Genomic DNA, 25,410 nt, shown 5'->3' on the forward strand with positions numbered 1-25,410 from the left:
ATGTTCGTCGAAGCCATCGAGGGCGATGCATTCGATCTCGCCTATACGCCGGTCGAATATCGCGTCAAGTGGGCGACGCTGCCGTGGGAAGCGGATGAAGCGTACAAGCTGCGCCGCGCGGTGTTCTGCATCGAGCAGGGCGTGTTCGTCGGCGACGATCGCGACGAGATCGACGAACGCGCGCAACTGCTCGTTGCGCTGAGTTGCGTCGCGGGCATGCCGGAGCAGGTCGTCGGCACGGTACGCATCCACGAGACGCAGCCGCGCGTGTGGCTCGGCTCGCGGCTCGCCGTGCACGCCGCTTTCCGTTCGCACGGCAAGATCGGCTCGACGCTGATCCGGCTCGCGGTGTCGAGCGCACACGCGCTCGGATGCGAGACTTTTCTCGCGCATGTGCAGGCGCAGAACGTGCCGCTTTTCCGGCGTCTGCGCTGGGACACGCAGCGGGAAGAGACGCTCTTCGGCCGCCCGCATCATCTGATGCGCGCGCAACTCGATGCGTATCCGCCGTGCGTCACGCCGCAAAGCGGATTCGTCGCGCTGGCGCGGAGGCCGTCGTGAACGCGCTGGCCGGTCTCGTCGAACGCTTGCGCGAGAGTCGCGGCTTTCGTCACAAGAGCGATATCTCGGGCGTGTTGTCGCGGCTGCCTGAAGGCGCTCAGGCCGTGCCGATAGGCGACGACTGCGCCGCGATTCCCGATGGCGACGGCTATCTGCTCTTCGCCATCGAAGGGCTGGTGAGCGACTTCGTGCGCGCGATGCCGTGGTTCGCGGGCTACAGCGGCGTGATGGTGAACGTGAGCGATATCTACGCGATGGGCGGACGTCCGCTCGCCGTCGTCGATGCCTTGTGGAGCGGCGACGCGCAAGCGGCATCCGAGGTGCTCGCGGGCATGGCGGCGGCATCGTCGGCGTATGGCGTGCCGATCGTCGGCGGCCATAGCAACGTGCGCAGCGACGGCGCGCAGCTCGCGGTGGCGATCGTCGGGCGGGCCAGGAAGCTTTTGACGAGCTTCGACGCGCGCCCCGGCGATGCGCTCGTGATGGCCGTCGATTTGCGCGGCCGTTTCGAGGAGCCTTATCCGTTCTGGAATGCATCGGTGAGCGCGCCTGCTGGCCGCGCGCGCGGCGATTACGAACTGCTGCCCGCGCTAGCCGAAGACGGCCTGTGCGACGCCGCGAAGGACATCAGCATGGCGGGCGTGCTCGGCACCGCGCTGATGTTGCTCGAATGCTCGAAGGCCGGCGCGCGCATCGATCTCGATGCGTTGCCCTGTCCCGAAGGCGTCGATTTCGAGCGTTGGCTCACGGCGTTTCCGAGCTTCGGCTTCGTGCTGTCCGTGCGTCCCGAACAGGTCGAGGAAGTGCTCGCGCGGTTTGCTTCGCGCGACCTCGCGAGCGCGGTGATCGGCGAAGTGGATGCATCGCGTGAAGTCGTGTTGACGCGCGACGGCGATGCCGCGTTGCTATGGAACCTGCACGAGGAGCCGTTCATATGCGCGCGATGAACCCCGCAACCGAGGCTACACCATGCCAGTGATGCATTTTCTGATTCGTTGGCCCGACGGCGTCGAGGCGAACTGCTATTCGCCTTCGACGGTCGTCGGCGAGTATTTCGCGGCAGGCGAAAGCTATAGCGTCGGCGATTTCGTCGCGCGTTCGCGCGAGGCGCTCCACATCGGCTCGGAGCGCGTGCGGGAGAAATACGGCTTCGCGTGCTCGGCCGCGCTCGATCAGCTTGCGCGCATCGAAGAGGATGCGAGCCGCTTCAGCGAAGCGCACGAGGCACGCGTCACCGTGCTGGCGCTCGATTGACTCACTTGTCGAATGGTAGAGGGATTGAATATGTCGAACATCGATTCAGCACAGACCGCGCCGGCGCATTACAGCGTGATCGTCATCGGCGGCGGACAGGCCGGGCTTTCGGCCAGCTACTTCCTGAAGCAGGCCAGCATCGATCATCTCGTGCTGGAGAAGCACAGCGTCACGCACACATGGCGCACGCAACGCTGGGACACGTTCTGCCTCGTGACGCCCAACTGGCAATGCGCGTTGCCGGGGCATCCGTATCAGGGCGCGGACCCGCACGGCTTCATGAAGAAGGACGAGATCATCGACTATCTCGATGCGTTCATCGCCAAGGTGAATGCGCCGGTGCTCGAGGGCGCGGCGGTCACGCGCGTCACGCGCGACGCGCAAGGACGCTTCGCCGTGACGAGCACGCGCGGCGCGTTCACGGCGGATCAGATCGTGGTCGCGTCGGGCGGCTATCACACGCCGATCGTGCCGCGCATGGCCGAGCGTCTGCCCGCTGACATCGTGCAGGTGCAGTCATCGGAATATCGCAACGCCGGTGCGCTGCCGCCCGGCGCGGTGCTCGTCGTCGGCTCGGGTCAGTCAGGCGCGCAGATCGCGGAAGATCTGCATCTGTCGGGACGCAAGGTTCATCTCGCGGTCGGCGAGGCGCCGCGTTGCGCGCGGTTTCATCGCGGTCGCGATGTCGTCGACTGGCTCGCGGACATGCGCTATTACGACATGCCCGTGACCGATCATCCGCTGCGGGAAGGCGTGCGCGACAACACCAATCATTACGTCACGGGCCGCGACGGCGGACGCGACATCGATCTGCGCCGCTTCGCGCTCGAAGGCATGGAACTGTTTGGCCGGCTCGAAGACTTCCGTGACGGCAAGCTGCGTTTCGCGACCAACCTGCGCGCGAATCTCGATGACGCCGACGATACCTATAACCGCATCAACGCGAGCATCGACGGTTTCATCGCGAAGCACGGCATCGACGCGCCTCCCGCCGCGCCTTATGTACCCATCTGGCAGCCGCAGGAAGAGCGCGCGGAGCTCGACCTGCAGGCGAGCGGGATCACATCGATCGTATGGTGCATAGGGTTCACGCCGGACTTCGCGTGGCTCGATGCGCCGGTGTTCAACGGACGCGGTTATCCATCGCATACGCGCGGCGTGACGGCGGTGAAGGGCCTTTATTTCGTCGGCTTGCCGTGGCTGCATACGTGGGGCTCGGGCCGCTTCTCCGGCGTGGCGCGCGATGCGCAATACATCGTCGATGCGGTGTGCGCCGAGCGGGCAAACGCGCCGGAGCGCGCGTCGATCGCGTGCGCGTAAAGGAAGCTCATGCCTCGTCACGACGATACGTATCGCGCCGGCATGCCGCAGCTCAATTGCGCGGGGCTCTCGGAGAACTGGCTGCTGAAAGAGTGCGGCGACCGGCATTGGGACGCGCTCGCACGCGAAACGGCGAGCGACTTCATCTCCGACGAAGGCGGCCGCGCGTATGCCGCGTTCACGTCGATCCGGCTGCGCGCCGAAGGCATGCACGATGTGCGCGAGAACGACGCGCTCTGCATACGCACCGAGCTTTCGCGTGTGGGTCCGGTGCGGCACTTCAGCGAGCATCGCGTAAGCGGCAAAGGCGGCACGATCGCCGCGTTGTCGATGATGTCCACCTTCGTGCGACGCACCGAAGCGCGCAACAATCGCTCGGTCGCGCGGGCGAGTTTTGCGAACCTCAAAGGCGAGATCGCGCCGATGAATCCGCTCATCGCCGACATGCAGGATAGGGCGCGCAAGCTGCGCCTGCGTGAAGCAGGAGCGAGCATCGACGGATTCGCTTTGCACGAGGCGGAATCCGCGCCGGTCGAGTTTTTGCCATGCCCGTACAGCGACTTCAACGGCGCCGACTTTCTGTACTTCGCGAGCTTTCAGGCGTTCGTCGATCGTGCGGAATGGCAAACGTGGCGTCTCGCGGACTTGCCCGCGCTCGTGTCGCGCGAGCTGCATTATCACGGCAACATCAACGTCGGCGAAGGGCTGCGGGCCACGTTTCGGCGCGCGTCGATCGACGATGCGCGCATCGCGCACTGGTGCGAGATCGAGCGCACGCGCGATGGCGTGAAGATCGCCGACGTGCTGACACACAAGACACGGAGACGCGCATGAACCGCGTGCCGCGCAAGCCGCTTTACACGGCGGCCGATCTGGAAGGTCTCGCGCATCTCGACTCGATGCCCGGCGCCGCGCCGTTCGTGCGCGGACCGTATCCGTCGATGTACACGACGAGACCGTGGACCCTGCGCCAGTACGCCGGTTACGCCGATGCCGCCGATTCGAACCTCGCGTTTCGCCGGGCGCTCGATCGCGGCGCGCAGGGCTTGTCCGTCGCGTTCGATCTGCCGACGCAACTCGGCTACGACTCGACCGACGATGAAGCGCGCGCCGATGTCGGTCTTGCGGGCGTGGCCATCGATACCGTCGACGACATGGCGCGTCTTTTCGAAGGCATCGCGCTCGAACACGTCTCCGTGTCGATGACGATGAACGGCGCCGTGCTGCCCGTGCTCGCGGCGTACATCGTCGCGGCGGAGGAACGCGGCATCGCGATGGCGTCGCTCTCCGGCACCGTGCAGAACGACATCCTCAAGGAGTTCATGGTGCGCAACACCTGCGTGTTCGCGCCGGAACCGTCGCTGCGAATCGTCGCGGATGTCGTGCAGTTTTTGAGCGAGCGGATGCCGCGCTTCAAGGCGCTGTCCGTTTCGGGTTATCACTTTCAGGAAGCGGGCGCGGATGCATCGCTGGAGCTGGGGCTGACGTTCGCCAACGCCCGCGCGTATGTGCGTGCGCTGCGCGCGCGCGGCCTGAACGCGGATGCCGTCTGCGAGCAACTGAGCTTTTTCTTCGGCGTCGGCGCGGACTTCTTTGCGGAGATCGCGAAGCTGCGCGCGGCGCGACTCATCTGGTCGGGCATGGCCGAAGAAGAGGGCGCGACGTCGGCGAAGAGTCGCGCGCTGCGGATGCATTGCCAGACGTCGGGCTGGTCGCTCGGCGCGACGCGCACGCAAAACAATATCGTTCGCACGACCGTCGAAGCGATGGCGGCAGTGTTCGGCGGCACGCAATCGCTGCACACGAATGCACATGACGAAGCGCTTGCGTTGCCATCGGCATCCGCTGCGCAGCTCGCACGCGACACGCAATTGATTCTTCAGCACGAGATGGGGCTGTGCGAGGTCGTCGATCCGTGGGCGGGTTCGTACATGATGGAATCGCTGACGGCGAGCGTCGCTGCGCAAGCGCGCGAGATCGTCGACGAAATCGAGGCGCGCGGCGGTGTGCTCGAAGCAATTCGCACCGGGTGGGTTCATCGGCGGATTCAGGAGCGTGCGGCGGCGACGCAGGCGCGCATCGATTCGGGAACGCAGACGATCGTCGGCGCGAACGCGTTTATTGCCGACGATGCCGGCGACGATGCGCCCGCCTGTCTCGCGATCGATGGCGAACGCGTGCGCGTGCAGCAGTCGCACAGAATCGCCGACGTGCTGCGTCGGCGTGACGAATCTCGCGTGCGTGCCGCGCTCGCCGCATTGACGCGCGCCGCACGCGACGATGCCGGCAATCTGCTCGCGCTGACGATCGATTGCATGCGCGCCCGCGCGACCGTGGGTGAATGCACGCGCGCGCTCGAAGCCGTGTGGCCGCGTCATGATCCGGCATCGGCGAATACGACACGCGTGTACGGTGAATGTCGCCATGACGACGCATGGCACGCGGCATGCGCTCGCGTTGCGCAACTCAGCGAAACGCTCGGCCGAAAGCCACGCATGTTGATCGCGAAACTGGGACTGGACGGACACGATCGCGGCGCGAATGTCGTGGCGTGCGCGCTGGAAGATGCAGGCTTCGATGTGACGGCTACCGGATTGTTTGCATCGCCGGCGCAGGCCGCGAAGCTCGCTGCGCAACGGCCGTACGATGTCATCGGCGTCTCGTCGCTTGCCGGTGCGCACGGCACGCTCGTGCCTCGATTGCTGCGCGAGCTTGCGGAGCGCGACGTGCACACGCCGCTCGTCGTCGGCGGAATCGTGCCCGACGAAGACGCCTTCTTGCTGCGAAAGAAAGGCGTCGCCGACATATTCAATCCAGGTTCGACGATGCACGAGATCGTAGAACGGCTGGTGAAGTTGATCTGCCCGGACGCGCGCTCCGAATCGCGCCTGGTCACTTCGCAGGCCGACTTCAGATGACGTCGCTCAGCGACTTGATCCATCCGGCGATGACCACGATCCCGAGCATGGCGACGACCGTTTTGCGAACCATCGACAAGCGGTCATGTCCGTCCGAAGACCTGCGCCATGTGCCGGCGAGCGCGCCGATCATCGAAGCGGGAAGGGCGGCCAGCGACGCCACGCCGAGGTACAGCAGCACCGACGTCATGCTCGACTCGAACGTCGATTGCGCGTTGAGGTCGATGGTCACGAGGCCGCCCACGCTCATCACCGCGCCCGCGATCGATCCGGCGCACAAGCCGTAGAGCGCGTTGAACGCGCCCCGACGCGACGCCGCGATCAGCGCCGCGAGCGCCGCCGTCAGCGCGATCGGCATGACCATCGCGAAGCCGCTTTCGCCCGCGCGTTGCGCGACGTGCAGCAGCGCGGAGAACGTCGCGTAGATCGTGCTTTCGGCATCGTGCGGAAGGAAGCGGCGAAACCGCAACAGTTCGATCCAGAGACAGAAGACGAGCCCGGCGATGATGCCCGTCGACAGCGCGCGGCCCGGTCTGAACTCGGGAAGACGCAAGCGGAATGCGTCGTCGAGAAAGACCCACGACGACGGCGCGAGCTCGCGGCGCGCGCGGCCGAACCATCGCGATGCCCACGGAAAAAGCCACGACCCGAACGCCGCGATGACCACCGGCGGCGCGACCATCACGAGCGACGTATAGAACGTCTGATGCGGCCCGAGCGTCACGATCGACATCGACGCGAACGTGCCCCACGCGAACATCCCCGCGACGCCCGCGATGGAAACCGCGCTCGTCAGCCTGAGCGCGAAAAGCGGCGAGCGGCTTCTCACGGCGACGCCAGTCCACGCGGCGGCCGAGCGCGCGATCCAGTCGCAGATCATCCAGCATCCGATGGCCGCGAGCACGAGCGCGACCGCGTGGACTTCGAGCACCGTCGTCAGCGTGTCGGCGGTCATGCGCGGCTGGGCCGGGCCGCCCCAAAGCAGCCCCGCGCCGAGGAGCATCTGATTGACGAAGTAGCCGAGCGCGAACACGGCGCCCGCCGCCGCCGTGCCCTTCACCGGATCGCGGCCGTTCAGCACCGCTGCATAGGCGCCGCGCCAGACGCCCGTCGTGAGCGCGCCGATCGCGAAGATCATCACGGCGAGCGGCACCACCGCCGACGCGATGATCGTCACGCGCAAGACCGCCGCTTGCGCTTCGCCGGGCACGAGGCCGAGCACGAGACCGTTCATCGTTTCGATGACGACGCCCGCGCCGAAGCCGATGCCGAGCGCATCCCACTTGCCGAGGCGAAAGAGCGGCGTGGTGTCGGCGAGCACGGCGCGACGCGCATCGCCGCGCGGATGCAGGCTCAGGAACGTGCGCGCGCGCTTGTTGCTGTCGTCGCGCATCCGCGCGAGCACACGATCGACGTGAACGGGCGAGCCGTCCCATTGCGACGCTTGCACGTCCGCGTAAAACTCCCTCACGCGCAGCACCGACGCGCCCGACAGCAGCACGAGCGCGCTCCACAGCCCGGTCTTTGCGAGCAACCAGGCGGTGTCGCGCAGCGCGTGCCCGGCAAACAGAGTGACGCCGAGCAAGGGCACGACGCTCACGATGACGAACGCGAAACACGCGGCAATCGTCATGAACGTCTTGTCGATGTCGCGGTTACGGATGTGCGCCAGTTCATGCAGGACGATCGCGCGGAAGGCGGCGCGATCCGCGTAGAAATAATTGGCGACGAACGCGCCGGAGAGCGCGACGTAATAGTCGCGGCGACGCCCGAACGTGACCGGCAGGCCGGTCGCGAGCGGATTCCAGACGAACGCGGGCGGCGGATTCAACTGCGCTTCGCCGCAAAGGGCGATGAGGGCATCGAAAAGACCGGGCGGATCGTCCTTTGCGATCGGCACGAGCCGCTGCGACTTCAGCTTCCACGCGGGAAAGCGCCAGTAGAAGACGCCGGCGAGCGCGAGCGTCGCGACGATTCCCGCGCCTTTCCACGCCATTTGCGGCCGCAGAAGCGCCATGCAATGCGCGAATTGCGGTGCGAACTGCACACGCATTTCCGAAGCGGACAGCACGTCCCGAGTCAGTAATCGCGGATCGAAAACGCCCGCGAACATATCCGACGCGCACGCGACGAGCTTTTCCGTCGCCTCGACGTGCAGGCTTTCCCAGAAATGCCCATAGAACTGGATGCTGACGCACACGATAAGCACGATCAGCAGATCGAACCTCAGCGCGATGTCGGACGGAAACGGCAACGGATTGAGCCGCGGTCTGCGCGTGTTCGTCGTGACGGATTGCAGCACGATTCGCTCACTTCTTCGGCAGGGCCAGTTGCGCGACGACGGCATCGGCGAGGTGCGCGGCTCGTGCGCGATCGAGACGCAGGCGCGAGCCGGCCGCGATCACATGGCGATGGACTTCGCCCAACTGTTCGGGGCTCAGGATCGCGACGGCTTCGGGTTCTTCGCCCCGGAACATCTTCCGCACGCGCGCGGACACTTCTTCGCCGATGGCCGTTTCCGCCGCCTTGAGCGCGATGCCGCCGAGGATCGGCATGATCTCCGACACGACCTGAAGCACGAGCGGCGTGAAGAGGATCGAGAACGATTCGGCGCCGAAGCCGAGCGCGGCATCGCGATTTTTCGATGCCTTCATCGCGGCGTCCGGATCGGCAAACCACGCCGCGCTCGCCGCCGCGAAAAGCGGCAGCTCGTTCGGCGCGAGCTGCATCAGGACATTGCGGGACAAGTCCCGGATCAGGTCGTGTTCGGCGGTCGAGTCCATGTGTTGTCTGAACGCGTGGCTGCGTCTTCGCGTGTGGAAGAAAAGTGTTCGTCGTTAAGGACGAAGCAGCGCATCCGGTTCTGAACCGTTGCGATCAACACTTCTGAACAAACTGTGCGCTACCGCACGTTTCGCCGCCTTTCAGTTTGTTTTTACGATTGAAGCCCGTTCGCTGATAACACGACTAACGCGGCTCAAAACAGGGCATGTTTTCGCTTCACTGGTGCTCGGTGAAAGCACGCGTCACTTCCCAAACGTTTGCTTCGTAAAAACTCAATCGTCAGACAAACAGGCGCGAACCTTGCATTGATCGGGATACAAAACCGACCCTACGAAGAAGCCACATGTCCAATCCGCAAGCTATCGTCGATCTGACACATGAAGTCAAACGCCTCGCCTCGGGCAAGATCAGCGACATCAACGATATCAACCGCGAGACCACCTTCCTGGCACTGAACGCGCTGATCGAAGCTGCCCGCGCCGGCGATGCGGGCAAGGGCTTCGCTGTCGTCGCCAAGCAGGTGAAGCATGTATCGACACGCATCTCCGACATCACGGCCGGCCTCAACAAAGAGCTTGCCGGATCGCTTGCGACGCTCACGGAACTCGGCGACAGCATGATCGAGCGGATGCGATCGCTCGACGGTCAGCGGTACACGGACCTTGCGTTGAACATGATCGACATCATCGACCGCAACCTGTACGAGCGCTCCTGCGACGTGCGCTGGTGGGCGACGGACTCGGCATTGGTCGGATGTCTCGCCGATGAGCGCGCGGCGGCGCGCGATCATGCCTGCAGCCGCCTCAAGGTCATCCTGGATAGCTACACGGTTTATCGGGATCTCTGGGTCGTCGATGCGAACGGCGTGGTCGTGGCGAACGGACGTCACTCGACTTACGCGGTGCGCGGGCAGAACGTGGCGGGCGCGGAGTGGTACAAGGCCGCAATGAAGACGGCGTCGGGCGCGCAATACGTGGCGTCGGATGTCGAGACAGTCGCGCCGCTCGACAACGCACAGGTCGCGACGTATTCGACGGCGATTCGCGAGGGCGGCGCGCCGGATGGTCGCGTGCTCGGAGCGCTCATCATCTTCTTCGACTGGGCGCCTCAAGCCGAGACCGTCGTCAAAGGCGTTCGCCTGAGCAACGAAGAGTGGGCGCGCTCGCGCTGTCTGATCCTGGATTCGTCGTTTCGGGTGATCGCCGCGTCGGATGGCAAGGGCATCCTCAACGAGCGCTTTCGCTTGCAGACGGGCGGCAAGGAATCGGGCTTCTACCGCGATGCCGGCGGTGCAGTCGTATCGTTTGCAGCGACGCCCGGTTACGAGACCTATCGCGGTCTGGGCTGGTACGGCGTCATCTGCCAGATGCCGGCATGAGACATCGGCGGTCGCTCAACGGCGCGGACTTCGCTTCTTGCGCTCGCGAAGTTCGCTGCCTGTATCGACCGGCGTGAAGGGCGCCTGAAACCGGCCGACCAGGAAATCGATGAACGCGCGCGCGCGAGCAGTCTGATTCTTCTGCCGCGGATAGTAGACGAAGAGATCGGCCGAGGGCAGCACGGTGTTCGGCATCACGAGATTGAGCCTTCCGCTTTGCACGTACTTCGCGAGATCCCATTCCGAGCGGATCAGAATGCCGTGTCCGTCGAGCGCCCAGCGAAGCACGATATCGCCGTCATTGCTCGACAGCGCGCCCTTGACCTTGATCGCCTCGATGTGGTCATTGACGATATAGCGCCACACGCCGTAGGCATCGTCGTTCTGTCGATGAATGATGCAGCGATGCCGAGCCAGTTCTTCGACGCGCTCCGGCGTGCCGTATTTCTCGAGATATTTCGGCGACGCGCATAAGAACCGCCGGTTGCTCATGATTCGCCGCGCACTGAGCCGGCTGTCCGGAAGATCGCCGAAGCGTATCGCCAGATCGAACGCGCCTTCGATCAGATCGACAGGACGGTCCGTTACTTCGAACTGGACTTCGACGCCCGGATAGCGCTTCGCGAATTCCGAAACGATCGGGGCGATGGTCGTCCGGCCGAATCCGAGCGTTGCATTGATGCGCAACGGGCCTTGCGGATCGCGGCTCGCGACCGATAACGCCTCTTCCATCTCACGCACCTGTCCGACGATGTGAGTCGCGTAGCGCAGATACGTTTCCCCTTCAGGCGTGAGGCTGACGCTGCGGGTCGTCCGGTTGACGAGGCGCACGCCGAGCCTTTGCTCGATGACGCCAAGCCGCTTGGTCGCGGCGGGCGGAGACAGATCGAGCGCACGCGCCGCCCCCGACAAACTCCTGAGCTTCGCAAGCAGGATAAAGAACTCGAAGTCGGTCGCGGTCTGCGTTTCGGTATTCACCGGATGTGAATAATGATGTGAACGGAAGTGCAGTTTAGCAGCGTTCGTCGCGGGTAAGCTACGTTCCACGTTGCAGCCGCCGGGTTGCAATACCTGCCAAGACCCTGGAGACATTGCCGTGAGAATCGTCGAAATCCGCGAGAAGACCGTACCGATCAGCTCACCCATCCGTAACGCCTACATCGACTTCAGCAAGATGACGTTGAGCGTGGTTGCCGTCATCACCGATGTCATGCGCGATGGCGAGCCGGTCGTCGGCTACGGCTTCAACTCGAACGGCCGCTACGGCCAGGGCACGCTGATGCGCGAGCGCTTCATTCCGCGCATCCTCGAAGCCGATCCCGCTTCGCTCGTGAACGACGCAGGCGACAATCTCGACCCGCACAAGATCTGGGCGACGATGTTCACGAACGAGAAGCCGGGCGGTCATGGCGAACGCTCGGTCGCCATCGGCACGATCGACATGGCGATCTGGGACGCGGTCGCGAAAATCGAGGGCAAGCCGCTATTCCAACTGCTCGCCGACCGCTATGGCGACGGTGAGCCGGACCGCAGGATTTTCGTGTACGCGGCGGGCGGTTACTACTATCCGGGCCAAGATCACGAAAAGCTCAAGGACGAGATGCGCAGCTACATCGATCGGGGTTATACGGTCGTGAAGAAGAAGATCGGCGGAGCATCGCTCGATGAAGACCTGCGCCGTATCGACTCCATCCTGAGCGTGCTGCAGGACGGCCAAAAGCTCGCAGTCGATGCAAACGGCCGCTTCGACCTCGACACGGCCATTCGCTATGCGAAGGCGCTCTCGCAATACGACCTCTTCTGGTACGAAGAGCCGGGCGACCCGCTCGACTTCGAACTGCAAGCCACGCTGCGCAACTACTATGCCAATCCGATGGCCACGGGCGAAGACCTGTTCTCGATGCAGGACGCTCGCAATCTCATCCGTTACGGCGGCATGCGTGCCGACCGCGACTGGCTTCAGTTCGACTGCGCGCTGAGTTACGGTCTCGTCGAATATCTGCGCACGCTCGACATGCTGCGCGAGCACGGCTGGTCTCCGAGCCGATGCATCCCGCACGGCGGCCATCAGATGTCGCTGAACATCGCGGCGGGCTTGGGTCTCGGTGGCAACGAGTCGTATCCGGACCTGTTCCAGCCATACGGCGGCTTCCCCGACGGCGTCAAGGTCGAGAACGGCTACATCACGATGCCGGACCTGCCGGGCATCGGCTTCGAAGGCAAGTCCGATCTCATCGTCGAGATGAAGAAGCTGCTTACCTGAGCGGCAATGCGCTGCGCGCGCCGTCTACCGCATCAGCCTTCTTCCTGACCGACTGCCTTCGACACTTCCGCGGGCGTCTGAAACTGCTGATCCGGCAACGCATCGAGCGCGGACATCACGTCTTCGCTTGCGCCGTTGCTGCGCGCGGTTTCGACGAGCGTCTGCTTGTCGGCGGGATAGTCGACGCCCTTCAAGGCTTTCTGCATGTCGATGAACACGCTGTTGGAACCGCCGGAGGATGAGTTGCTTGCCATGATTCGCTCCCTTGATCGATGAATCATGGGCTTCGACAGCAGCCGTTGTGCCTGTCCAGCGCAGGGCACGGCATCGCAATTGCTGACATATGCCGCGAATCGACCATTTACTCAGGAGGCTTCCATGAAGGCACATTCGGCTCTCGTTACACTCGTCGCGGCAGGTTTCATCGGCGCGGCGCCTATCACCGTGCTGGCACAGACGCAGGCAGCGAGCACCACCCAGGCCAACGACCTGCCGGCGGTGGACAAGGCTTTCGTACAGGCCGCCAGCGAATCGAGCTCGACCGAGATCGACACGGCCAAGCTGGCGACCAGCCAGTCGCAGGACAAGGACGTGAAAAGCTTCGCGCATCACATGATGATCGATCATACGAAGCTGACGATGCAGCTGAAGATGGCGGCGCCGCATGGCGTCGAAGTGCCGAAGGACAATTCGGACACGACGGTTATCGATGCGCTCAAGCCGCTCAAGGGCAAGGAATTCGACACCATGTACATTCAGAAGGTCGGCGTCGAAGGGCATCAGAAGGCCGTCGCCGCTTTCCAGAAGGAAGCGCAGGAAGGCCAGAACGCAGACCTCAAGAAGGCGGCGCAGAAAGCGCTGCCGACCATCCAGAAGCACCTGAAGATGGCGCAGGATCTCGCCGCGAAGAAGGGCGTGCAATAAGCCCCGCTGACGGTTTCGGAGCACCGAAGCCGAAGCGATGGACGAAGCCCCGCGCGGAACGACGCGGGGCTGCTTTTTCTTGCGGGCTCGCTGGCGCGTCTACGAGGCAGCGCGGGTTCGCCGGATTCATCAGACCGAACGGGTAACGCATGTCAGATACACGAACCGGATCCCTGCTCTCGCGCCGCGCGATAGCCGGCGGCGCGGCTGTCGCGTCGATCGGTCTTGCCGCATGGACGGCCATGCGAGCGCGGCGCGCGGAGCGCGACTTTCCGCCCACGGGCCAATTCATCGACGTCGATGGCGTGCGCCTCCACTATCTCGACGAAGGAGAAGGCCCGGTCGTCGTCCTGCTGCATGGCAATCTGGTCGCGTCGCAAGACTTCGTGGCGAGCGGATTGTTCGAGCGGCTCGCCCGGCGTCACCGCGTAATCGCCTTCGATCGTCCCGGCTTCGGGCACAGCGAGCGGCCGCGCGCGCGCATCTGGACGCCGCAGGCTCAGGCCACGTCGATCCAGCTTGCGCTTAAAAGGCTGGGACTGACGCAAGCGGTGGTCGTCGGTCATTCGCTCGGCAGTCTCGTCGCAGCGGCGATGGCGCTCGAACCACGTCTGGACATTCGCGGGCTCACGCTGATCTCGGGTTACTACTATCCCACTGCGCGCGCGGACGTTGCGATCAGCGCGCCCGCGGCCATGCCGATCGTCGGCGATGTGCTGCGCTACACCGTGTCGCCGATCGTCGCTCGCATGATGTACGGCCGCACGGTGCAGGCCATGTTCGCGCCGCGCGCCGTACCCGATGCCTTTCACGGCCATGTACCGCGCGAACTGGTCTTGCGCCCGTCGCAGATGCGCGCGACGGCAGAGGACGCCGCTTGCATGATTCCGGCCGCGGCATCGATGTCCGGGCGATACGGCGAGATCGACGTGCCGGTTCGCATTTTTGCCGGCAGCGACGACGCAATCGTCGATACGGACTCGCAGTCGGGCCGTCTTTACAAGGACATCGCACAAAGCGCGCTTTCGATCATGCCGGGCCTCGGGCACATGGTGCATTACGACGACGCGGGCCGCATCGGCGACGCCATCGAGACGATGGCGCTCGAATAGCCGCGACTGCGCATCCAGAACCGTTAGGCAAGCTGATCAAGATTGCACGGCACGTGAATTGCGCGGAGAGAAGCGGGCGCCGGTCGAGCCGGCGCGTCCCATCAACCCGATCCCGAACCGGAGGCATCATGGCATCGAAAACGTTGCAGGACCTTTTCATTCATGCACTTTCCGACGTGTACAGCGCCGAGAAGCAACTGACGAGAGCGCTGCCGAAGCTCGCACGGGCGACGACCAACGGGCAACTGAAGCAGGCGTTCGAGACGCATCTGGAGGAAACGAACGGGCAGATCGAGCGCATCGATCAGGTGGTCGAACTCTTCGGCGTCAAGTTGAAGCGCATCAAATGTGCGGCGATGGAAGGTCTCGTCGAGGAAGCGCAGGACGAAATCGAAACCTTCGAGCAGGGCCCGATTCGCGACGCCGCGTTGATCGCCGCCGCGCAAAAGGTCGAGCACTACGAGATCGCGACCTACGGCACGCTGGCGACGCTCGCGAAGCAACTCGGCAACGAGGACGCGATGAAACTTTTGCTCGATACCTTGCAGGAAGAGAAGGCCACGGACGAGAAACTGACCCAGCTCGCGAAGACGCAACTCGCCGAGGAAGTGCAGCAGAAGGGCTGAAATTCGTTCACTCTGGAGATGAAGATGGCAGGCGACAATTCATACAAGCCGGGCGAGATCGTGAAGGTCTCGGGTATCTACTCGGTGGTCCACGATGACGGCAAGGACACGTTCGAAGTGACCTGCGTGGAAGGCGAGCACTTTCCGCCTACCCGGAGCGGAAAAGGCGCACACTTCGAGCTGAAGTACGGCGCCACGCATGCTCACAAGCATGGAAATCTCAAAGGAACGGAAGCCCGGTCCTGATCGACGCCTTGCCGTAAGCGCGACATCGACGCACGCCGACAGGGTTCGGCGTGCGTCGTTTTCTTTGCGGCTGTCACACGACATGCCGGGCTCCCGCAGTGGCATACGAACTGCTAACAGCATCGCAACAGACCAGAACCTTTCGGAAGGCCGAATCATGGACATTCCCCGTCAGGCCGTGTCATTCCTCACCTCGCGCGGACTCATGCTCGCGACAGCCGAATCGTGTACCGGCGGATTCATCGCCTCGCTGGTGTCGTCGGTGCCCGGCAGCGGAAGCTGTCTCGACGTGGGCTTCGTCACGTACTCGCCGACTGGCAAGGCCGGCTTCCTCGGCGTGCGCGAGGACACCATGCAGCAGCATGGGCTGACGAGCGAAGCCGTCGCGCGCGAGATGTCGGAGGGCGCGCTGCGGCAGGAAGCATGTTGCGCGCAGATCGCGGTATCGAATACGGGCGTCGCCGATGCGGTGCCCGACGGACCGCCATCGGGTACGCAGTGCTTCGCGTGGTCGTATCGTGCGCGCGATGGCACCATCGTCACCTTCAGCGAGACGAAGAAATTCGAAGGCGAACGCAACGATGTCCGGCGCGAAGCGGCGCTTTATGCGCTATCGCGCATCGAACACTACTTCGATCAGCAGCACGCACAGCGAGTCAGGGAGAAACGATGAACGAGCACGCTACCGATTGGCGCAGCTGGCAGGCAGCCGTGATTCGCGAACTGGGTGTCGCGAGCGATTTCGACGTCGAAGCCGAGCGCGAGCGGCGCATCGACTTTCTTTGCGGCTATCTCTCATCGCAGGGACTTCGCACTTACGTGCTGGGGATCAGCGGCGGCGTGGATTCGTCGACGGCGGGGCGCCTCGCGCAACTGAGCGTCGAACGTCTTCGCGCGAGCGGTTATGACGCGCACTTCGTCGCGCTGAGACTGCCCTATGGCACGCAGCGCGATGAGGAAGACGCCCGGCTCGCGCTCGATTTCATACGTCCGGACGAAACGCTGACCGTCAACGTCAAGGGCCCATCCGACGCCATGCTCGCGGCGCTCAAAGAGGGTGGCGCGCAGTACACGGACGACTTCCAGGAAGACTTCGTGCTCGGCAACATCAAGGCGCGCGAGCGCATGATCGCGCAGTACGCCGTTGCGGGCGCGCGGGTGGGCGTCGTCATCGGCACCGATCACGCGGCCGAATCGCTGATGGGATTCTTCACGAAGTTCGGCGACGGCGGCGCGGACGTGCTGCCCTTGTCGGGTCTGAACAAGCGCCGCGTGCGTGCGCTTGCGCGTTCGATGGGCGCGGTGGATCGCCTCGTGATGAAAGTGCCGACAGCCGATCTCGAATCGCTTACGCCGCAACGCCCCGACGAGGATAGCTATGGCGTGAGCTATGAAGACATCGACAACTTTCTGGAGGGCAAGGAAGTCAGCGAAGAAGTGCGGCTGACCATTCGCCGCTTCTATACGGCGACGCGCCACAAGCGCGCGCTGCCGGTCGAAGTGCCGCGCGAAGACCGCTCTGCTTGAGGCATGGCGTGCGTGTTCATCACCTCAACTGCATATCGAGTTGTCCGCTCGGCGGCAAGCTCTTCGATGGCCGCACGCCCGGCCTTCTGCGCCGGGGCGAACTGACGTGCCATTGCCTGCTCGTCGAAACGGGCGAAGGTCTCGTTCTGATCGATACAGGCTTCGGATTGCGCGATGTCGCCGATCCGCGCAGCCGCCTGTCGGCGTTCTTCCTGCTGATGCTCAAGCCGGACTTTCGCGAGGAGATGACCGCGCTACGCCAGATCGAACGGCTGGGCTTTTCGGCCAGCGACGTGCGGCATATCGTGCTCAGTCATCTCGACTTCGATCATGCGGGCGGCCTCGATGATTTCCCGCACGCGAAGGTGCATATGCTGCGCATCGAGCGCGACTATGCGGTGCGTCAGCAGACGTGGCTCGATCGGCAGCGCTTCAGACCTCAACAATGGTCGACGCAGCCGAACTGGCAACTTCACGACGCCACCGCCGGCGACCGCTGGCATGGCTTCGAATGCGTGCGGCCGCTCTCGGAATCGCTGGACGATATCGCACTCGTGCCGCTCAGAGGACACACCTTCGGTCATGCGGGCATCGCGGTACGCAAGGAAAACGGTTGGCTGCTGCTGGCGGCCGACGCGTATTTCTTTCATACGGAGATGGATCTCGAACATCCGCGCTGTACACCGGGACTGGCGTTCTATCAATGGATGATGGAAAAGGACCGCGCGGCGCGGCTAAGGAATCAGGCGAGGCTGCGTGAGCTGTGCGCCAGCGTCGATTCGCGCGGCAAGCTCGACGTGTTTTGCAGCCACGACCCGGTCGAATTCGAGCGCATGGCCGGACGATCGGCGGGCATTCCGGCCGACGCTTTCATACGGCCCGCGCGCTCTTGGGCGTAACGCGGCATGTCGCATGCTCTCCCGGTTTGGTCCAACCATAACCGGCGAGATCATCATGCGAGTACAGCTCAAACCACTCAGCGAACAAGTGATCGTCATCACGGGGGCGACGAGCGGTATCGGTCTCGTCACCGCGAGAATGGCGGCGAAGCGCGGCGCGCGCCTCATGCTCGTGGCGCGCGACGAAGCGGCGCTCAAGGCGCTGTCGGACGAGTTATCGCACGGTGACACCCAGCGAGCGGCTTACGCCGTTGCGGACGTGGGCGACGCGGCGCAGTTGCAGGCCGCAGCCGATGCGGCCATCGCGCGATTCGGGCGCTTCGATACATGGATCAACAATGCGGGCGTATCGCTCTATGGCCGATGTACCGACGTCCCGCTCGAAGACCAGCGCAAGCTCTTCGATACGAATTTCTGGGGCATCGTGAACGGCTCGCTCAGTGCGTTGAAGTATCTGCGCGAGCATGGCGGCGCTTTGATCAATCTCGGCAGTGAACTGTCGGATGTCGCCATTCCGCTGCAAGGGGCATACGTCGCGTCGAAACATGCGGTGAAGGGCTATACCGATGCGTTGCGCATCGAGCTGGAAAACGATCGTGCGCCGGTGTCCGTCACGCTCATCAAGCCTGCGGGAATCGACACGCTCTTCGTCGAGCACGCGCGAAACTATCTCACGCACGAGCCGAAGCTGCCGCAACCGGTCTATGCGCCCGAGGTGGTCGCTAAAGCGATATTGCATTGCGCCGAGGTGCCCGAGCGCGATGTCCATGTCGGTGGGGCGTCGCGCGCGATGGCGTCGTTCGGCCAGCGCGCACCGCGACTGTATGACAGGCTGGTCAGTCTCGTCGGCGTGAAGGCGCAACTCACGCGGCAGCCTCATGGCGAAGGCGACGCGTTGTATGAAGGGGCAGGCAGTCTGCGCGAACGGTCGGGCCGCAACGGCAAGGTGCGCGAGCGAAGCCTTTACACCGATGCGCGCATCGATCCGCCCGGCATGCGCGGCGTGGCGATGGGCGTCGCCGCCTTGCTGCTGCTCGACGCCGGCCGCCGCTATCTTCGGGCGACGCGCAAACCGAGGTTCGAGTAAGCGCGTCGTCGAGTCATCTTCGAGATCAGCGAGAGGACGGCGATGCGCCGGCGGGCTCGCCTCCCGGCAATTCGTTGCCGCCCATGCCAGGCTCGGTCGCCAGTTGCTGCTGCGCGATGATCCAGAACTCGTCCGAGCGGCCTTCAGGGCCGCCCGCTTCTTCCCAAAGCCGATAAGCGAGTGCCCGAATCTGTTCTTCGCTAGCCGGGACGTCCATGATGCTTTCCTCCTTTTCAACGAACGAGCGATGCTCAGCGCGCGGCGAGCATGCCCACGACCACGCCGACCAGCGCGGCCATCGTGATCGCCTTCCACGGATTCTCGTGCACGAAGTCGTCGGTCGTATCGGCGGCGGCGCGGTACTTTCGGGTCATCGCGTCTTGCATGTCGGCGAACCGGGCCTTCGCATCGGAGCGCAGATTGCTCGTCGACGTTGCATCGTTGCCTGCATCCCATGACTTCGATGCTTCGCGAAAGCTGCTGTGGTCTCCATTCGAGGATGTCATGTTGTCGCTCGTCGGGAATTCATAGGCGCTGTCGGCTCTTTCGGTCTTGATAGCGTTGACGGGTTCGAGCGCGCGGTCGTTGTCAGCCATGCTTGCCTCCACTGGAAATCGTTTGAATGCGATGAAGTCGCGGTGCGCGTCGAGAGACGCGCATGTGCGTGGCGCAATCGGCGTGCCGTCCTGACGAAACGAAAGTCCCGCGTGTATGGCATACCCGTTGCTCCATGATTAGCCGACTTTCATCGCTAATGGAGCGTACAAATGTTTCCCGTTCTGATGCAGCCTTTCTTCTCCGTCGCACGCACGAATCTCGAGACGGGCTTGCGCGCCGCTTCCAGTTTTGCGGTCGGTTTCCGGCAACTCGGAGAACTGAACGAAAAGACGATGCAATCCGCGCTCGCCGATGTGCGCGTTCAGTGGGGCGCGCCGCAGGCCAGCGAAGCGCAGCCTGCATTGCCGGTCGCGTTCCTGTCGTACGCAAGCGACCTGCTGTCGATCATCGCCGCGACAGCCGCCGATGTCATCGATGCAATAGGCGCCACGTCATCGCAGCCGGACCCGGGCGCGCCGAAACTCGTGCTCGCGGAATCGATCGAGCCGCCGGCATCGGTGAGCGCATCGGGCGAGACCGCAATCGTCGACGCGACCGGCGCGGTCGTGGCCCACGTCCCCAAGTAAAGCAAACGACAGGCACGACGACTGCTGCGTTGCCGGCAACGCATCCTTCTTCCATCGAATGAACACATCCTCCTCGCCGCCGCCCGCGCGGCATCGTTCGCCTTCGTCCGTGCCGAAGTGGATCACGATCGTCTTTCTCGTTCTGTCGGGGCTTTACATGGCCGTCGGCGGCGGATGGCTGATCGCGGTGGGCGGCTCGCCATACTACGTGGTCGCCGGCGTGGCGATGCTCGTGATCGCGTGGCTCGTCTGGCGCGCCAACGGCCTCGCGCTGTGGCTCTACGCGGCGCTGTTGCTCGGCACGCTGATATGGGCGATCGTCGAGTCGGGCTTCGACTTCTGGGCGCTCGCGCCGCGTCTCGATGTGCTTGTCATCGTCGGCATATGGATGGTGCTGCCATTCGTGCTGCGCATCTTTACGTGGCCCCGGCAGTCCGGCGCACTCGCGCTCGGTGCGACCATCGTGCTGTCGGGCATCGCGCTCGCATATGCGGTGTTCAACGATCCGCAGGAGCTGGACGGCACGGTGCGCGCGGCGCCGTCGGCTGCCGCCACTGCGCCCGCGCAGCAAGATGGCGACTGGCGCGCTTACGGCAATACGCAGACCGGCACGCGCTATTCGCAACTCGCGCAGATCAACGCGGGCAACGCGCACGAACTGAAGGAAGCCTGGCGCTTTCGCACGGGCGACATGAAAGGCCCGAACGATCCGGTCGAGATCACCGATGAAGTGACGCCGCTCGCCATCGACGGCACGCTCTTCTTCTGCACGCCGCATCAGAATGCGATCGCGCTCGATGGCGCCACGGGCAAGGAGAAATGGCGCTTCGATCCGAAGCTCAAGCCCGATCCGAGTTTCCAGCACGTGACTTGCCGCGGCGTGTCGTACTACGAGACGCCCGCCGCCGAGCAGGCGCGCGCCGCCGGCAACACGACGAATCTGCCGATGTGCGCGCGCCGCATCGTGTTGCCCGTCAACGATGGGCGTCTCTTCGAACTCGACGCCGCGAGCGGGAAGCCGTGCCCCGAGTTCGCGACGAACGGCGTGCTGGATCTTCAGCATCTGCAGCCGGTCAAGACGCCCGGCCAGTACGAGCCGACGTCGCCGCCGATCGTCACGTCGAAAGTGATCGTCGTCGCGGGCGCGGTCACGGACAACTACGGCACGCGCGAGCCGTCGGGCGTGATCCGTGGTTTCGACGTGAACACCGGCAAGCTGCTGTGGGCCTTCGATCCCGGCGCGCACGACCCGAACGCGATCCCCGACGATCAGCATAGCTACACGCAGAACTCGCCGAACTCGTGGGCGCCCGCTGCCTACGATGCGAAGCTCGATCTCGTCTATCTGCCGATGGGCGTGACGACCCCCGATATCTGGGGCGGCAACCGCACGCCCGATCAGGAGCGCTATGCGAGCGGGCTGCTCGCGCTCAACGCATCGACGGGCAAGCTCGCGTGGTTCTATCAGACCGTGCATCACGATCTCTGGGACATGGACCTGCCCGCGCAGCCGACCATCGCGGATATCAGGGATCAGAGCGGCAACATCGTTCCGGCGATCTACGCACCGGCTAAGACCGGCAACATCTTCGTGCTCGACCGTCGCACCGGCAAGCCGATCGTGCCCGCGCCCGAGCAGCCGGTCCCGCAAGGCGCGGCGAAGGGCGATCGCCTCTCGCCGACGCAACCGTTCTCGCAGCTCACTTTCCGACCCGCAAAGAACCTGACCGACGCGGACATGTGGGGCGCGACGATGTACGACCAGCTCATGTGCCGCGTGATCTTTCATCGGCTGAAGTACGAAGGGCCGTTCACGCCGCCGTCCGAGCAGGGCACGCTCGTGTTCCCCGGCAATCTCGGCATGTTCGAATGGGGCGGGCTCGCCGTCGATACGGACCGACGCATCGCAATCGCCAATCCGATCGCGCTGCCGTTCGTCTCGAAGCTCGTGCCGCGCGGCCCCGGCAATCCGATCGATCCGCCGCAAGCGGGCCAGGCGGGCACCGGCACCGAAGTCGGCATTCAGCCGCAATACGGCGTGCCGTATGGCGTGGAGCTGAATCCTTTCCTGTCTCCGCTGCGTCTGCCTTGCAAGCAACCCGCGTGGGGTTATGTCGCCGCGCTCGATCTCGACACGAACAAGGTGATCTGGAAGAAACGCATCGGCACGACGCGCGATGCATCGCCGATTCCGGTTCCGTTCCGCATGGGTATGCCGATGCTGGGCGGACCGATGACGACCGCCGGGCACGTCTTCTTCATCGGCGCGACGCAGGACGATTACCTGCGCGCCTTCAGCACCGACACCGGTGAAAAGCTCTGGGAAGCGCGTTTGCCCGCCGGCGGCCAAGCCACCCCGATGACCTACGAAGCGAACGGCAAGCAGTACGTGCTGATCGCGGCGGGCGGTCACGGCTCGTTTCTGACGAAGCTCGGCGATTACGTGATCGCGTATGCGCTGCCGGACAAGCATTGACCGCGACTCGTCCCGCCTGATCGATCGATTCGGGCGGGACGCGGAGCCCGGCTAGTCGCTTTGCTCGTCGAGGTTCTTGCTCGATGAATTCGATCCTTCCGTGTCCGGTTTCGACGACTGGTCTTTTCCGGACTCGGTTCTCGATACGTCCAGTTCATCGAGCTTTTTGTCGATTTTTTCCTTGTCGCCGCGGTCCAGCGCTTCGCGAGCCGCGCGGTCTTTTTCGCGCTCGTCCTCTGCATTGGCTGCGTTGTTTTCCGGCTGGTTCATGCTTTCGTCTCGGTGGTCGATATCAGGGATGGGATCGTGCGGACGCGTCATCGCGTATTGAGCCGCACGAAAGCGTCGATCCAGTCGCGGGCCCAGATCCTTGCGTACGCGATCGCGTCTTCGCGCGTGTCGAATCCGGCAAGATCCCCGCTCATGAAGATCTGGCCCTCGCTTCCGTTTTCCGCGGGCATGGTGATTCGCGCGTGGGCCATGAACTCGCCGTCTGCCCGGCGCGGGGTGGGATCGATGTCGAAAGTAAGGGAAGTGGGGCCCATGGCGTTGCTCCGGCTGACATCTGATCGGACGCGGCGACGTCGCGCTTCCTTACATCAGCATTGATCGGGCCTGGCAGGATCGGCTCCGGTACGCTCGCGCCTCACGACGCCGATCACCAGCGCAGCAGCCTGGGCCCGAGCCAAGCGCCGATGCCCGCGGGCAGCATCATGCCGATTGCGTACCACACGCTCCAGAACGCCGGGCTCATCTCCGGGCAATGCAGGCAATAGGCGACGGTGGCGATCGCGCTCGCGAGCAGACCGGCGACCGCGCCCACGAGGCGAAGGCGTGTGGGCGCGAGACTCTTCATCGCCCAGAACACGGCGGGAAAAGTCGGGACCGACAGCAGCAGAATGTTGAACGGACACGTACGCCACGACTGGCCGAGCACGATGGGCAGACGTTCGGCCGGCGCGGCGCCCTCGAGCACCAGCCAGCCCGCGAGCCACACCGCGACGAACGGCACGCCGACGAGCGCCCACGCATAACCCGCACGAACGCCCGGACGCCCGAGCCGCGTCACGGCGATGAACGCGCCGATCGCCACCACGAACGGATACGCCATCTTGGCCCAGAACACCGGCGTGCGCGCGATGCTCGCGAGATCCGGCCGCACGCCGTAGACGATGGCCATCAGGATCACCGAGCCGAGCGCGCCCAGCAGCAGCGCCCTGGCGAAGCGCCGCGCCACCGCGCCGCGGTCGATGCGCGTCACCTGATTCGAGAGCAGCCCGATGAGGTCGTCGGTTTTCATCGCAATCCCCGAAGCCGTGCGGCGAGCGCCTTGAGCCCACGATGCACGCCGACCTTGACCGCCGATTCCGACAGCCCCGTGATGCGCGCGGTTTCCATCACCGACAAGCCTTCGAGTTTCATATGCACGATCGGCAGGCGCTGCTTGTCCGGTAAGGCCTCCAGCAATTTGCCTATGTCGCGCCGCGCTTGCGCGGGTTCGTCGTCGGAGACGGCGAGCAAGTCGGCATAGTCGTCGATGGGATCGTTCAGGGATTCGCGGCGTGCGCGCGAGCGGAAATAGTCCATCAGCTTGTAGCGCGCGATTGCGTGCAGCCACGCGGTCAGCGGTTCGTCGGTGCGATAGGTGTGACGCGCATTATGCACGGCGAGCAGAATGTCCTGGACGAGATCTTCGACATCGTCGCGATGCTGCGGAATGCGTCTGCGCAGATAGCCGCGCAAGTGCCGCGTAAGCGCCTGCAGAAAATCGCGGTATGCGTTCGGGTCGCCATCGAGTCCGGCGATGAAAAGCACTCTCAGGCGGTTTTCCGCTTCTTGCAAGATGGTTCCCGTATTGGCGAGACGGCCGGACGGCGATTCATACACGGCGCCTGACGTGCGCGTACGGGGCGCGGACGCGTCGTGTGTCAGATCGGGCGCTTCAGAATAGACGAAGCCGTGATGCGCCGCAATAGCGCTCACGAGGGTCGAAAACGCGCCGTCGCGGTCCATCTTTTTCATTGCGCAAGCGTGTTGAAAGCCGTGCGTATCCGCATGACGAACTCCTTGCATGTCTTGTGAGCTAGTTCGTCTTTGCGTGCCGATTGGTTACACGACGGGAAACAGAAAAAGAAAAACCCGTCTGTAACCGAACGCGGACTCGCGACGAATTCACCCGTATCCGACGCTTCATCACGGGGACCGACATGCAAACGACACTCACGCAGACGCGCGAAACCGCGCAACGCATTCCGCCCATTCATCCGCTCTGGCTGCGCATCACGCATTGGCTCAACGCGTTCGCCGCGCTGATCTTGATGCTTTCGGGCTGGCGCATCTACGACGCTTCGCCGGTGTTTCCAGGCATCGTCATTCCGACGTCGATCACGCTCGGCGGATGGCTCGGCGGGGCATTGCAATGGCATTTCGCCGCGATGTGGCTGCTGGTCTTCAACGGCATCGTGTATCTCGCGCTCAATCTCGCGAGCGGCCGCTTTCTTGCAAAGTTCTTTCCGCTCTCGCCGCGCGCCGTCCTGCACGATCTGATCGCGGCGCTCACCGGCAAGCTTTCGCACGCGGACCTTCGTCAATACAACGCGGTGCAGAAGCTCGCTTATCTCTTCGTCGTGATCGATCTGATCGTGCTCGTCCTGTCCGGTCTCGCGATCTGGAAGTCGGTGCAGTTTCCGTTGCTGCGCGAAATGATGGGCGGCTATGACCGCGCGCGCGTCGTGCATTTCTGCGCGATGGCGTTGATGGCTGCGTTCGTGGTCGTGCATGTCGCGATGGTCGCGCTCGTGCCGCGTTCGCTGCTCACCATGCTGCGCGGCCGCTGATCGGGAGACTCGCG

Annotated in this window: 29 protein-coding genes; 19 read left to right on the forward strand and 10 right to left on the reverse strand. The window is 64.0% G+C overall.

Annotated elements, in window-relative coordinates:
- The 6 genes from NCS00_RS32460 to scpA are packed head-to-tail and all read left to right on the forward strand — an operon-like array spanning window position 1 to window position 6,053.
- Window positions 1–561 (forward strand): MSMEG_0567/Sll0786 family nitrogen starvation N-acetyltransferase, encoded by a 561-nt coding sequence (locus tag NCS00_RS32460; RefSeq protein ID WP_008345722.1) that lies wholly within the window; start codon window positions 1–3, stop codon window positions 559–561.
- Window positions 558–1,508, forward strand: coding sequence for a sll0787 family AIR synthase-like protein (locus NCS00_RS32465; protein ID WP_250442204.1), 951 nt, complete (start codon window positions 558–560; stop codon window positions 1,506–1,508). The genes NCS00_RS32460 and NCS00_RS32465 overlap by 4 nt, the downstream gene beginning before the upstream one ends.
- Before the next feature lie 22 nt (window positions 1,509–1,530).
- Window positions 1,531–1,815 carry an MSMEG_0570 family nitrogen starvation response protein gene (locus NCS00_RS32470; protein ID WP_008345717.1) on the forward strand — a complete coding sequence of 95 codons (285 nt, stop codon included), beginning with the start codon at window positions 1,531–1,533 and terminating at the stop codon, window positions 1,813–1,815.
- A 30-nt stretch (window positions 1,816–1,845) separates the two neighbouring features.
- Window positions 1,846–3,135 (forward strand): MSMEG_0569 family flavin-dependent oxidoreductase, encoded by a 1,290-nt coding sequence (locus NCS00_RS32475; protein WP_250442205.1) that lies wholly within the window; start codon window positions 1,846–1,848, stop codon window positions 3,133–3,135.
- A gap of 9 nt (window positions 3,136–3,144) precedes the next feature.
- Entirely contained in the window at window positions 3,145–3,969 is an 825-nt protein-coding gene (locus NCS00_RS32480) for a Pnap_2097 family protein (protein WP_250442206.1), read from the forward strand.
- Window positions 3,966–6,053, forward strand: a complete 2,088-nt coding sequence (gene scpA, locus NCS00_RS32485) for a methylmalonyl-CoA mutase (RefSeq protein ID WP_250442207.1) — start codon at window positions 3,966–3,968, stop codon at window positions 6,051–6,053. Before NCS00_RS32480 ends, scpA begins: the two co-directional genes overlap by 4 nt.
- On the opposite strand, the gene NCS00_RS32490 is transcribed toward scpA, so the two are convergent.
- A complete protein-coding gene (locus tag NCS00_RS32490; protein WP_250442208.1) occupies window positions 6,046–8,355 on the reverse strand; it encodes a M48 family metalloprotease in 2,310 nt (769 codons plus the stop codon). The genes scpA and NCS00_RS32490 overlap by 8 nt on opposite strands.
- Before the next feature lie 7 nt (window positions 8,356–8,362).
- Window positions 8,363–8,836: a hypothetical protein gene (locus NCS00_RS32495; RefSeq protein ID WP_250442209.1), complete on the reverse strand. Its 474-nt coding sequence runs from the start codon at window positions 8,834–8,836 to the stop codon at window positions 8,363–8,365.
- A gap of 344 nt (window positions 8,837–9,180) precedes the next feature.
- On the opposite strand from NCS00_RS32495, the gene NCS00_RS32500 reads away from it, so the two are divergent.
- Entirely contained in the window at window positions 9,181–10,215 is a 1,035-nt protein-coding gene (locus NCS00_RS32500; RefSeq protein WP_008345706.1) for a methyl-accepting chemotaxis protein, read from the forward strand.
- Between the two features lie 15 nt (window positions 10,216–10,230).
- Here the strand turns inward: NCS00_RS32500 and NCS00_RS32505 are convergent, their stop codons facing one another.
- Window positions 10,231–11,193 (reverse strand): LysR family transcriptional regulator, encoded by a 963-nt coding sequence (locus NCS00_RS32505; protein ID WP_008345704.1) that lies wholly within the window; start codon window positions 11,191–11,193, stop codon window positions 10,231–10,233.
- A gap of 118 nt (window positions 11,194–11,311) precedes the next feature.
- Here NCS00_RS32505 and NCS00_RS32510 point away from each other — a divergent pair, with 118 nt between their 5' ends.
- Window positions 11,312–12,478: a mandelate racemase/muconate lactonizing enzyme family protein gene (locus NCS00_RS32510; RefSeq protein WP_175982162.1), complete on the forward strand. Its 1,167-nt coding sequence runs from the start codon at window positions 11,312–11,314 to the stop codon at window positions 12,476–12,478.
- Between the two features lie 32 nt (window positions 12,479–12,510).
- Here NCS00_RS32510 and NCS00_RS32515 read toward each other — a convergent pair whose 3' ends face one another.
- Entirely contained in the window at window positions 12,511–12,732 is a 222-nt protein-coding gene (locus tag NCS00_RS32515; protein ID WP_008345700.1) for a DUF2795 domain-containing protein, read from the reverse strand.
- Window positions 12,733–12,856: 124 nt separating this feature from the next.
- Here NCS00_RS32515 and NCS00_RS32520 point away from each other — a divergent pair, with 124 nt between their 5' ends.
- The 8 genes from NCS00_RS32520 to NCS00_RS32555 all read left to right on the forward strand — a co-directional run bounded on the left by NCS00_RS32520 (window position 12,857) and on the right by NCS00_RS32555 (window position 18,899).
- Entirely contained in the window at window positions 12,857–13,402 is a 546-nt protein-coding gene (locus tag NCS00_RS32520) for a DUF4142 domain-containing protein (protein ID WP_008345698.1), read from the forward strand.
- A gap of 149 nt (window positions 13,403–13,551) precedes the next feature.
- On the forward strand, window positions 13,552–14,514 hold the full coding sequence (locus NCS00_RS32525; protein WP_008345696.1) for an alpha/beta fold hydrolase: 963 nt from the start codon (window positions 13,552–13,554) through the stop codon (window positions 14,512–14,514).
- 128 nt (window positions 14,515–14,642) lie between these two features.
- Entirely contained in the window at window positions 14,643–15,140 is a 498-nt protein-coding gene (locus NCS00_RS32530) for a YciE/YciF ferroxidase family protein (RefSeq protein ID WP_008345694.1), read from the forward strand.
- Between the two features lie 24 nt (window positions 15,141–15,164).
- Entirely contained in the window at window positions 15,165–15,386 is a 222-nt protein-coding gene (locus NCS00_RS32535; RefSeq protein WP_008345692.1) for a hypothetical protein, read from the forward strand.
- Between the two features lie 157 nt (window positions 15,387–15,543).
- Window positions 15,544–16,059, forward strand: a complete 516-nt coding sequence (locus NCS00_RS32540; protein ID WP_008345691.1) for a CinA family protein — start codon at window positions 15,544–15,546, stop codon at window positions 16,057–16,059.
- Window positions 16,056–16,913 (forward strand): NAD(+) synthase, encoded by an 858-nt coding sequence (gene nadE, locus NCS00_RS32545; RefSeq protein WP_250442210.1) that lies wholly within the window; start codon window positions 16,056–16,058, stop codon window positions 16,911–16,913. Before NCS00_RS32540 ends, nadE begins: the two co-directional genes overlap by 4 nt.
- A gap of 8 nt (window positions 16,914–16,921) precedes the next feature.
- Window positions 16,922–17,812, forward strand: a complete 891-nt coding sequence (locus NCS00_RS32550; RefSeq protein WP_250442211.1) for an MBL fold metallo-hydrolase — start codon at window positions 16,922–16,924, stop codon at window positions 17,810–17,812.
- Between the two features lie 55 nt (window positions 17,813–17,867).
- Window positions 17,868–18,899: an SDR family oxidoreductase gene (locus NCS00_RS32555; protein WP_250442212.1), complete on the forward strand. Its 1,032-nt coding sequence runs from the start codon at window positions 17,868–17,870 to the stop codon at window positions 18,897–18,899.
- A gap of 25 nt (window positions 18,900–18,924) precedes the next feature.
- Here NCS00_RS32555 and NCS00_RS32560 read toward each other — a convergent pair whose 3' ends face one another.
- Both NCS00_RS32560 and NCS00_RS32565 read right to left on the reverse strand, forming a co-directional pair.
- A complete protein-coding gene (locus tag NCS00_RS32560) occupies window positions 18,925–19,116 on the reverse strand; it encodes a DUF2934 domain-containing protein (RefSeq protein WP_008345682.1) in 192 nt (63 codons plus the stop codon).
- Window positions 19,117–19,150: 34 nt separating this feature from the next.
- A complete protein-coding gene (locus tag NCS00_RS32565; protein WP_061164684.1) occupies window positions 19,151–19,495 on the reverse strand; it encodes an ElaB/YgaM/YqjD family protein in 345 nt (114 codons plus the stop codon).
- A 171-nt stretch (window positions 19,496–19,666) separates the two neighbouring features.
- On the opposite strand from NCS00_RS32565, the gene NCS00_RS32570 reads away from it, so the two are divergent.
- Window positions 19,667–20,083 carry a hypothetical protein gene (locus tag NCS00_RS32570; protein WP_250442213.1) on the forward strand — a complete coding sequence of 139 codons (417 nt, stop codon included), beginning with the start codon at window positions 19,667–19,669 and terminating at the stop codon, window positions 20,081–20,083.
- A 58-nt stretch (window positions 20,084–20,141) separates the two neighbouring features.
- Window positions 20,142–22,559, forward strand: a complete 2,418-nt coding sequence (locus NCS00_RS32575) for a glucose/quinate/shikimate family membrane-bound PQQ-dependent dehydrogenase (RefSeq protein WP_008345677.1) — start codon at window positions 20,142–20,144, stop codon at window positions 22,557–22,559.
- Window positions 22,560–22,610: 51 nt separating this feature from the next.
- On the opposite strand, the gene NCS00_RS32580 is transcribed toward NCS00_RS32575, so the two are convergent.
- From NCS00_RS32580 to NCS00_RS32595, 4 genes are all read right to left on the reverse strand, one after another.
- Window positions 22,611–22,880: a hypothetical protein gene (locus NCS00_RS32580; RefSeq protein WP_250442214.1), complete on the reverse strand. Its 270-nt coding sequence runs from the start codon at window positions 22,878–22,880 to the stop codon at window positions 22,611–22,613.
- Window positions 22,877–23,104, reverse strand: a complete 228-nt coding sequence (locus NCS00_RS32585; RefSeq protein WP_008345673.1) for a hypothetical protein — start codon at window positions 23,102–23,104, stop codon at window positions 22,877–22,879. Before NCS00_RS32585 ends, NCS00_RS32580 begins: the two co-directional genes overlap by 4 nt.
- Window positions 23,105–23,217: 113 nt before the next feature.
- The gene (locus NCS00_RS32590; RefSeq protein WP_008345671.1) at window positions 23,218–23,859 is read right to left on the reverse strand and encodes a DUF1109 domain-containing protein; all 642 of its coding nucleotides are present in this window, start codon (window positions 23,857–23,859) and stop codon (window positions 23,218–23,220) included.
- The gene (locus tag NCS00_RS32595) at window positions 23,856–24,401 is read right to left on the reverse strand and encodes a sigma-70 family RNA polymerase sigma factor (protein WP_250442261.1); all 546 of its coding nucleotides are present in this window, start codon (window positions 24,399–24,401) and stop codon (window positions 23,856–23,858) included. The genes NCS00_RS32590 and NCS00_RS32595 overlap by 4 nt, the downstream gene beginning before the upstream one ends.
- 365 nt (window positions 24,402–24,766) lie before the next feature.
- Here NCS00_RS32595 and NCS00_RS32600 point away from each other — a divergent pair, with 365 nt between their 5' ends.
- Window positions 24,767–25,396 (forward strand): cytochrome b/b6 domain-containing protein, encoded by a 630-nt coding sequence (locus NCS00_RS32600; protein WP_175982155.1) that lies wholly within the window; start codon window positions 24,767–24,769, stop codon window positions 25,394–25,396.
- Window positions 25,397–25,410 lie beyond the last annotated feature (14 nt).

Source organism: Caballeronia sp. AZ1_KS37, assembly GCF_023631165.1.
GTDB classification, from domain to species: Bacteria; Pseudomonadota; Gammaproteobacteria; order Burkholderiales; family Burkholderiaceae; genus Caballeronia; species Caballeronia zhejiangensis.